This is a genomic window from Streptomyces sp. NPDC033216 (genome assembly GCF_055577115.1).
In genome coordinates this window covers 258,653-267,511 of sequence record NZ_JBVIQK010000010.1, presented here as the reverse complement: position 1 = coordinate 267,511, position 8,859 = coordinate 258,653, and the positions used below count along the sequence as shown (strand labels likewise).

General features: G+C 68.2%; 9 protein-coding genes and 1 rRNA gene. All 10 read left to right on the top strand.

Going from position 1 to position 8,859, the window contains the following annotated elements; genetic code table 11:
• Positions 1 to 88 (top strand): 5S ribosomal RNA (gene rrf / locus ACZ5Y0_RS20805); the annotation flags it as partial.
• A 109-nt stretch (positions 89 to 197) separates the two neighbouring features.
• Entirely contained in the window at positions 198 to 806 is a 609-nt protein-coding gene (locus tag ACZ5Y0_RS20800; protein ID WP_469130146.1) for a CDP-alcohol phosphatidyltransferase family protein, read from the top strand.
• 116 nt (positions 807 to 922) lie between these two features.
• Positions 923 to 3,418 (top strand): sugar phosphate nucleotidyltransferase, encoded by a 2,496-nt coding sequence (locus tag ACZ5Y0_RS20795; protein ID WP_469130145.1) that lies wholly within the window; start codon positions 923 to 925, stop codon positions 3,416 to 3,418.
• Between the two features lie 107 nt (positions 3,419 to 3,525).
• Complete coding sequence (locus tag ACZ5Y0_RS20790; protein WP_469130144.1) at positions 3,526 to 4,422, top strand: DUF881 domain-containing protein; 897 nt, start codon at positions 3,526 to 3,528, stop codon at positions 4,420 to 4,422.
• Entirely contained in the window at positions 4,419 to 4,751 is a 333-nt protein-coding gene (locus ACZ5Y0_RS20785; protein ID WP_003988855.1) for a small basic family protein, read from the top strand. The genes ACZ5Y0_RS20790 and ACZ5Y0_RS20785 overlap by 4 nt, the downstream gene beginning before the upstream one ends.
• A 5-nt stretch (positions 4,752 to 4,756) precedes the next feature.
• Complete coding sequence (locus ACZ5Y0_RS20780) at positions 4,757 to 5,620, top strand: DUF881 domain-containing protein (protein WP_469130143.1); 864 nt, start codon at positions 4,757 to 4,759, stop codon at positions 5,618 to 5,620.
• 82 nt (positions 5,621 to 5,702) lie between these two features.
• Positions 5,703 to 6,590 carry an FHA domain-containing protein gene (locus tag ACZ5Y0_RS20775; RefSeq protein WP_469130162.1) on the top strand — a complete coding sequence of 296 codons (888 nt, stop codon included), beginning with the start codon at positions 5,703 to 5,705 and terminating at the stop codon, positions 6,588 to 6,590.
• A 43-nt stretch (positions 6,591 to 6,633) separates the two neighbouring features.
• Positions 6,634 to 7,371: a transcriptional regulator FtsR gene (gene ftsR / locus ACZ5Y0_RS20770; protein ID WP_469130142.1), complete on the top strand. Its 738-nt coding sequence runs from the start codon at positions 6,634 to 6,636 to the stop codon at positions 7,369 to 7,371.
• A gap of 79 nt (positions 7,372 to 7,450) precedes the next feature.
• Entirely contained in the window at positions 7,451 to 7,924 is a 474-nt protein-coding gene (locus ACZ5Y0_RS20765) for a bifunctional nuclease family protein (protein WP_073494403.1), read from the top strand.
• A 239-nt stretch (positions 7,925 to 8,163) separates the two neighbouring features.
• On the top strand, positions 8,164 to 8,847 hold the full coding sequence (locus ACZ5Y0_RS20760) for a MerR family transcriptional regulator (RefSeq protein ID WP_469130141.1): 684 nt from the start codon (positions 8,164 to 8,166) through the stop codon (positions 8,845 to 8,847).
• The last annotated feature ends 12 nt before the right edge of the window (positions 8,848 to 8,859 follow it).

Here is an 8,859-nt window from a genome sequence, read left to right as displayed (position 1 = left end):
CGGTTACATTCCGAACCCGGAAGCTAAGCCTTACAGCGCCGATGGTACTGCAGGGGGGACCCTGTGGGAGAGTAGGACGCCGCCGAACAATTTTTAGAGCTCTGGCTCTTGGGCACAACGCCCAAGAGCCAGAGCTTTTTTGCGTTGAGGTAAGGTCAGGGGGCATCGTTGGCTCGTTTTCTACTGGAGGCCCCCGGGTGGAGGTCCAAGAGACCCGTGTGCAGACCGACCGGGTCCTCACCATCCCCAACATCCTCAGCATGGCGCGTCTCCTGGGCGTACCGCTGTTCCTGTGGCTGATCCTCAGGCCGGAGTTCGGGGGACCGCAGAGCGACGGCTGGGCTCTCCTCGTGCTGGCCCTGAGTGGAATCAGCGACTATCTGGACGGCAAGCTCGCCCGGCGCTGGAACCAGGTCAGCAGCCTCGGCCGGCTCCTCGACCCGGCCGCGGACCGCCTCTACATTCTCTCCACCTTGGTCGGTCTCACCTGGAGGGAAATCCTCCCCCTCTGGTTGACCGCAGCACTTCTGGCACGAGAACTGATGCTGCTGGTGATGGTGGGCATCCTCAGGCGGCACGGTTATCCCCCGCCACAGGTGAACTTCCTCGGGAAGGCGGCCACCTTCAACCTGATGTACGCCTTCCCGCTACTGCTGCTCAGTGACGGAAGTGGATGGCCGGCGTCACTCGCGGCTATTTTCGGATGGGCGTTCGCGGGATGGGGTACAACCCTCTATTGGTGGGCAGGAGTCTTGTACGTGGTACAAGTCCGCCGCCTGGTCCGTGCGGACGTCCCGGCCGACTGATCCTGCCGAACCGATTGGCACTCAGCCCTGGCTCGATGGCCCGCTACGGAAAAGTGCGGGACAATCTGGACGGGTGAAGTCGGCTAGACCGTCTCTTCAAGGAGGACGCTTCCGACATGAAGGCCGTCGTGATGGCCGGAGGCGAAGGCACACGCCTTCGTCCCATGACCTCAAGCATGCCCAAGCCGCTCCTGCCGGTGGCCAACCGGCCGATCATGGAGCACGTTCTGAGGCTGCTCAAAAGGCATGGGCTCAATGAGACCGTCGTCACCGTCCAGTTCCTGGCCTCACTGGTCAAGAACTACTTCGGTGACGGCGAGGAGCTCGGCATGGAGCTCAGCTATGCCAACGAGGAGAAGCCACTCGGTACCGCGGGAAGCGTCAAGAACGCGGAGGAGGCGCTGAAGGACGACGCCTTCCTCGTCATCTCCGGCGACGCCCTCACCGACTTCGACCTCACCGAGCTGATCAACTTCCACAAGGAAAAGGGCGCACTCGTCACCGTCTGCCTGACGCGGGTGCCCAATCCCCTGGAATTCGGCATCACGATCGTCGACGAGGAGGGCAAGGTCGAGCGCTTCCTCGAGAAGCCGACCTGGGGCCAGGTCTTCTCCGACACCGTGAACACCGGCATCTACGTCATGGAGCCCGAGGTCTTCGACTACGTCGAGGCCGATGTCCCAGTGGACTGGTCCGGCGACGTCTTCCCGCAGCTGATGAAGGAAGGCAAGCCGATCTACGGCTACATCGCCGAGGGCTACTGGGAGGACGTCGGCACGCACGAGAGCTATGTGAAGGCCCAGGCCGACGTGCTGGAAGGCAAGGTCGACGTCGAACTCGACGGCTTCGAGATCTCGCCGGGCGTGTGGGTGGCCGAAGGCGCCGAGGTGCATCCGGACGCCGTTCTCCGGGGCCCCCTCTACATCGGGGACTACGCCAAGGTGGAGGCGGGGGCGGAAATCCGCGAGCACAGCGTCATCGGGTCCAACGTCGTCGTCAAGAGCGGGGCCTTCCTGCACAAGGCCGTCGTGCACGACAACGTGTATGTCGGACAGCACAGCAACCTGCGCGGCTGCGTCGTCGGCAAGAACACCGACATCATGCGAGCGGCCAGGATCGAGGACGGCGCCGTCATCGGCGACGAGTGCCTGATCGGTGAAGAATCGATCGTGCAGGGCAATGTGCGGGTCTACCCGTTCAAGACCATCGAGGCCGGCGCGTTCGTCAACACCTCGGTGATCTGGGAGTCGCGGGGCCAGGCGCACCTCTTCGGCGCGCGGGGCGTCTCGGGCATCCTGAACGTCGAGATCACGCCGGAGCTGGCCGTACGCCTCGCCGGGGCCTACGCGACCACGCTCAAGAAGGGCTCCACCGTCACCACGGCCCGCGACCACTCCCGTGGTGCGCGTGCTCTGAAGCGGGCGGTGATCTCCGCGTTGCAGGCCAGCGCCATCGACGTACGGGATCTGGAGAATGTGCCGTTGCCCGTGGCGCGGCAGCAGACGGCGCGGGGCAGTGCCGGCGGAATCATGATCCGTACCTCGCCCGGGGTGCCGGATTCCGTGGACATCATGTTCTTCGACGGGGAGGGCGCGGACCTGTCACAAGGCAGTCAGCGCAAGCTGGACCGGGTGTTCGCCCGACAGGAGTACCGGCGGGCGTTCCCCGGAGAGATCGGGGACCTGCACTTCCCGGCCAGTGTCTTCGACTCGTACACAGGTTCGCTCCTGCGGAACGTGGACACGACCGGGATCGCCGAAGCCGGGCTGAAGGTCGTGGTGGACGCCTCGAACGGCAGTGCAGGGCTCGTCCTGCCCAGTCTGCTGGGGAAGCTCGGGGTCGACTCGCTGACCGTCAACCCCGGTCTCAACGAGGCACGGCCGACCGAGACCGGTGACCAGAGGCGCTCCGGCCTGGTGCGGCTCGGGGAGATCGTGGCGTCCTCGCGGGCCGCTTTCGGCGTGCGGTTCGACCCGGTCGGCGAGCGGCTCTCCCTGGTCGACGAGAAAGGCCGGATCATCGAGGACGACCGGGCGCTGCTCGTGCTGCTCGACCTGGTGGCCGCCGAGCGGCGCAGCGGGCGGGTCGCGCTGCCCGTGACCACGACGCGGATCGCCGAGCAGGTGGCGGCGTACCACGGCACGCAGGTGGAGTGGACGACGACCTCGCCCGACGACCTGACCCGGGTCGGCCGGGACGAGTCGACCATCTTCGGCGGGGACGGCAAGGGTGGCTTCATCGTCCCCGAGTTCAGCAGCGTCTTCGACGGTACTGCGGCCTTCGTGCGGCTGATCGGGCTCGTGGCCCGGACGCAGCTCACGCTGAGCCAGATCGACGCGCGGATCCCGCGGGCGCACGTCCTGAAGCGGGATCTGGCCACTCCGTGGGCCGTCAAGGGTCTCGTGATGCGTCGGGTCGTCGAGGCCGCCGGAGACCGCTTCGTGGACACCACCGACGGTGTCCGGGTGGTGGAGACGGACGGACGCTGGGTGATGGTGCTGCCGGACCCGGCCGAGGCCGTCACGCACCTGTGGGCCGAGGGCCCCGACGACGCCTCCGCACAGGCGCTGCTCGACGAGTGGGCGGCTGTCGTCGACAGCGCCGGGCGCTGAAACACCTACCACACGCGCGTGCCGGACAAGTGCCCCCAAAGGGGCCTGTCCGGCACGTCGGTGGGGCCGTTCGGAGGTAGCGGGCGCGACGTGCGACGATGTGCGGCATGCCGCAGCAGCCCCCCGTTCGGAGCACATCCGCGCGCGCGTCGCGCCCGGACGCGTCCATGTCGCTGCTCACCAACGTCATGGACCACAGCCTTGACGACGGATATGCCGAGGCTGCCGCCCGGAAGCGGGCCGAGGGCGTCGGAGGCCTGCCAAGAACGCTGCGTTCGAAGCTGGGGCTGGCCGCCGGCCTGGTGCTCGCGGCTCTCGTCGTGACCGTGGGAGCGGCCCAGGCGCGGATCGCCGCCCCGGTCGTGGCCAAGGAGCGCGAGGAGCTGATCGACCGCATCGACGGCGAGACGGAGGCGGCGGACAAGCTCGAGGACACCGTCGACAAACTGCGTGACGACGTGAGCGCGCGGCAGCGAGAGGCGCTCCGGGAGAGCGGTGGCGGCGACGAGGCGGAGCTGGTCGGGATTCTCGCGGGCGCCGTCGAGGTGCACGGGCCCGGTGTGCGACTGGTCGTGGACGACGCCGAGGAGGCCTCCACCGGCGGTGACGGGGACCCGCGCGAGACCTCCGGTTTCTCCGACACCGGACGGGTCCGCGACCGTGACATGCAGCGCGTGGTCAACGGGCTGTGGGCGTCCGGTGCCGAGGCCGTCTCCGTCAACGGGCAGCGACTGACGGCCCTGTCGGCGATCAGGGCCGCGGGCGACGCGATACTGGTGGACAACAAGCCGCTGGTGCCGCCGTACACGGTGCTCGCGGTGGGGGACGGGAAGAACCTGAGCACCCGGTTCCAGAACAGCCCCGACGGGCTGTATCTGCATGCCCTCCAGGAGAACTTCGGCATCCGGACGGCCATCTCGGTGGAGAAGGACATCCGGGTGCCCGCAGCACCGAGTGTGATCGTACGTACAGCACAGCCGAGAACTGGGAAGGGCACATCGTGATCGCCGTACTGGGCCTCGTCGTGGGAGTCGTGGCCGGCCTCTTGGTCCGGCCCGAGGTTCCGGCGGTCGTCGAGCCTTATCTGCCGATCGCCGTCGTGGCGGCGCTGGACGCCGTGTTCGGCGGTCTGCGGGCCATGCTCGACGGCATCTTCGACGACAAGGTCTTCGTCGTGTCGTTCCTGTCGAACGTGGTGGTTGCCGCCCTGATCGTGTTCCTGGGCGACAAGCTGGGCGTCGGTGCCCAGCTGTCCACGGGTGTCGTGGTCGTGCTCGGCATCCGGATCTTCTCCAATGCCGCGGCGATCCGCCGGCATGTCTTCCGGGCGTGAGGGCGATGAGCGACCACGACACGACCCAGCCGGGCGAGACACCGCGGGACGAGACACCCACGACCAGGCTGCGCAAGGAACTGCCGCAGGAGGTTCCCTCGACCGCTGCGCGAGCGGAGACGCCGGAGGAGAGCGCCAAGCCCGCGGTGACCGGTCGTCAGCGGCTCGTGCAGGGGCTGTGGCCGCCGAGGGTGAGCCGGGCCCAACTCATCGTCGCGCTGCTGCTGTTCGGTCTCGGCTTCGGGCTGGCGGTGCAGGTGGCCTCCAACAGCGACAGCGGCAATGCCCTGCGCGGCGCGCGCCAGGAGGATCTCGTGCGCATCCTCGATGAACTCGATGACCGCAGTCAGCGTCTTGAGGACGAGAAACAGGGTCTCGAGAAGCAGCGGCAGGAACTCGAGAACAGTTCCGACCAGGCCGAGGAGGCCCGTAAGCAGACTGTCGAGAAGGAGAAGCAGCTGGGCATCCTGGCGGGCACGGTGGCCGCCCAGGGGCCCGGCATCACCATGACCATCCAGGACACGAAGGGGACGGTCGAGGCGGACATGCTGCTCGACGCGATCCAGGAGCTGCGCGCGGCGGGGGCGGAGGCGATCCAGGTGAACGGCGTCCGGGTCGTCGCCGACACGTATCTGACGGAATCCGGCAAGAGTGTGAGCGTCGACGGGAACAAGATCAACACGCCCTATCGTTTCAAGGTCATCGGCAAGCCGCAGGACCTCGAACCGGCGCTCAACATCCCTGGAGGCGTGGTGCAGACTCTGGAGAAGGAGCAGGCCACCGTGTCGGTGGAGCGATCGACCGAGATCGTCGTGGACGCCTTGCGAGCAGCGGAGCAGCCTGACTACGCTCGGTCGTCCTCGCAGTGAACCGGGGGTGCATGGGGGCCGTCCGGCAGGGGCATGAGGTTGCGGGGGGTCGGCGCACCGATCGAGTGGTGCGTGGTGGAAACTGTTTGGTGGATACGGACGTTGTGAAGATGTCCGGGTCGGCCGGTCTAGTCATTCAGGGTTCGTCCTGCCCCACGGGCGGGTCTGTTTCGGTCAAGGGGAATCGCCCGTGAAGTTGTTTGCGAAGTTGTTCGGTAAGAGCGCGCGAGAGGGCAGCGGTGACAACGCGACCGCTCGTCACCGCGCACAGCCTGACGCCGAGGGCCAGCGGCCCCTGTTCCGTGACCAGGTGGCTGGTCCGGGCGGTGACATTTCCGGAGGCCAGGGCGGGGCGTCGGTTGACCCTGCACAGTCCGGCGGCATAGGTTTCGGGCAACCGTCAACCTCAAGCACGGGTGGAGGGTTTTCCCCTATGTCGGCCCTGGTGTGTACGAGGTGCGGTAACCGCAACGCGGAGAACAGCCGCTTCTGTTCCAACTGCGGCGCGCCGCTGAGGCCGGGTCTGACGCCCGAGCGCGCGTCGGAGACGACCTCCACCATCTCCATCTCCGGTCTCGAGGCCTACGACTCCGAAGTCACCGGACAGACGCAGTTGCCGGCGCTCTCGCCCGAGGCGCAGGCCGCGGTCGACGCGCTGCCGCTGGGTTCCGCCCTGCTGGTGGTGCGACGCGGCCCCAACTCGGGCAGCCGCTTCCTGCTGGACGGCGACCTGACGACGGCCGGACGACACCCGCAGAGCGACATCTTCCTGGACGACGTGACGGTCTCGCGCCGCCATGTGGAGTTCCGGCGTCGTCAGGACGGTTCGTTCACGGTGGCCGACGTCGGCAGCCTGAACGGCACGTACGTCAACCGCGAGCGGATCGACGAGGTGCCTCTGTCGAACGGCGACGAGGTGCAGATCGGCAAGTACCGGCTGGTCTTCTACGCGAGCCAGCGAGGCTACTGACCCGCCCCCGGACCTGGTCCGGGGGAACCCCCAGGGGAGGCCCATGCTGCGAACACCGAGGGGCGGTTCCGGATCCGGCGCCGCCGCAGCGGACGGTGATGCGATGAGCATCGGCACGGTGCTGAACCTGCTGCGCGACGAGTTCCCCGAGGTCACCATCTCCAAGATCCGCTTCCTGGAGTCGGAGGGGCTCGTCGAGCCGCAGCGGACTCCGTCGGGGTATCGCAAGTTCAGCGTGGCGGACGTCGAGCGCCTCGGCCATGTGCTGAGGATGCAGCGGGACCACTATCTGCCGCTCAAGGTGATCCGGGAGCATCTGGACGCCGTGGCCCGCGGTGAGGCGGCGCCGCTGCCCACGGTGGGCCGGCAGCGGGACGGACAGGCGGTACCGGAGCCGGCCGAGGGTCCCACCGCCGCCCGGATCGGGCGGACCGAGCTGTTGGCGGCCGCCGGGATCGAGGAGCGGGAGCTCCTGGAGTGGGAGTCGTACGGGCTCGTCGCGCCGCTGGAGGACGGGGTCTACGACGCGGAGGCGGTCACGGTGGCCGTGCTCGTCTCCGAGCTGGGGCGGTTCGGGATCGAACCCCGGCACCTGCGGGCGATGAAGGCGGCGGCCGACCGTGAGGCGGGGCTGGTGGACCAGGTGGTCGCACCGCTCAGGCGGCACCGCAATCCACAGACCAGGGCGCATGCCGAGGCCCGGACGAAGGAGCTGGCGGAGCTCACGGTCAGGTTGCACGCGGCGCTGGTGCAGGCCGCGCTCGGGGTGCGCCTGCCCTGAGGGGTTCCGGTCGCCCGGATCGGTCACCCGTTCCAGGCCCGACTACCCAAAGGTCCCGAGCACGGCCTAGGGTTGCTGTGTGAACGAGCTCGATGTCGTAGGTGTCCGGGTCGAGATGCCCTCCAACCAACCGATCGTGCTGCTGCGTGAAGTGGGAGGCGATCGTTACCTCCCCATCTGGATCGGGCCCGGGGAGGCGACGGCGATCGCCTTCGCCCAGCAGGGCATGGCTCCGGCGCGGCCGCTGACCCACGACCTTTTCAAGGACGTGCTGGAAGCCGTCGGCCAGGAGCTCAGCGAGGTGCGCATCACGGACCTGCGTGAAGGTGTCTTCTACGCCGAGTTGGTCTTCGCGAGCGGGGTCGAGGTGAGCGCGCGGCCTTCCGACGCCATAGCGCTGGCCCTGCGCACCGGAACGCCGATCTACGGCAGCGACACGGTGCTGGACGACGCGGGGATCGCCATCCCGGACGAGCAGGAGGACGAGGTGGAGAAGTTCCGTGAGTTCCTGGACCAGATCTCGCCCGAGGACTTCGGCAGCAGTAACCAGTAGCCGTCGGAAGCCGGGTCGGTCCGGCGGGCCCACCGGCCCTCCGGTCGCGGCAATTGCCGGCGGCGCGTGAGAGCGTCCTGCGGCTTCCGCTCAGGGCATTCGGCTAGCCTTTCCCCGCGATGGAGCGCGGGAAACCACTCCTAGGGTGATTATCACTCGGCGTGCCGAGTGTGGCGATCGTTGACGCACCCCTGGTGACTGCCTACCGTCGAGAAGGCAGGTCAAGGACGGAGGTCGGCGTGAGAAGCAGCGGCGACGGTACGGTTGGGGGTGCCCCCGGACTCGGTGTCGGGGGGAGCGGTCCGTACCCTCCCCCGAGCTCTCGGCTCCGCGCGAGCGGGGGGTATCCCCAGCACGGAGGCGCGGCCGATCACACACCGCAGCGACCGGCGGTCGTGCCGAGCAGCGGAGGGGCGACGTCCATGGCGTCCGAGGAGATCGGTTACCGGGGGCCGACGGCCTGTGCGGCCGCCGGCATCACCTATCGGCAACTGGACTACTGGGCGCGCACGGGGTTGGTCGAGCCGAGTGTGCGGCCGGCCCACGGGTCCGGTACCCAGCGCCTGTACAGCTTCCGGGACGTGGTGGTCCTCAAGATCGTCAAGCGTTTCCTGGACACGGGGGTCTCCCTCCAGAACATCCGCACCGCCGTCCAGCACCTGCGCGAGCGTGGTTTCAGCGACCTCGAGCGGATGACGCTGATGAGTGACGGCGCCACGGTCTACGAGTGCACCTCGCCGGACGAGGTCCACGCGCTGCTCCAGGGCGGCCAGGGCATCTTCGGGATCGCCGTCGGCGTGGTGTGGCGGGACGTCGAGAGCGCACTGTCGCAGCTGCACGGAGAGCGCGTGGACACCGGTGAGACACTCGTCGGGCCCAACCCGGCGGACGAGCTGGCCCGTCGGCGAAACCGGGCGGTCTGACGGCTTCGGCAG

Bases quoted from the DNA above. Each gene is read 5' to 3' on its own strand.
- ACZ5Y0_RS20795 (WP_469130145.1), top strand. From the start codon at position 923: ATGAAGGCCGTCGTGATGGCCGGAGGCGAAGGCACACGCCTTCGTCCC.
- ACZ5Y0_RS20790 (WP_469130144.1), top strand. From the start codon at position 3,526: ATGCCGCAGCAGCCCCCCGTTCGGAGCACATCCGCGCGCGCGTCGCGC.
- ACZ5Y0_RS20780 (WP_469130143.1), top strand. From the start codon at position 4,757: ATGAGCGACCACGACACGACCCAGCCGGGCGAGACACCGCGGGACGAG.
- ftsR (WP_469130142.1), top strand. From the start codon at position 6,634: ATGCTGCGAACACCGAGGGGCGGTTCCGGATCCGGCGCCGCCGCAGCG.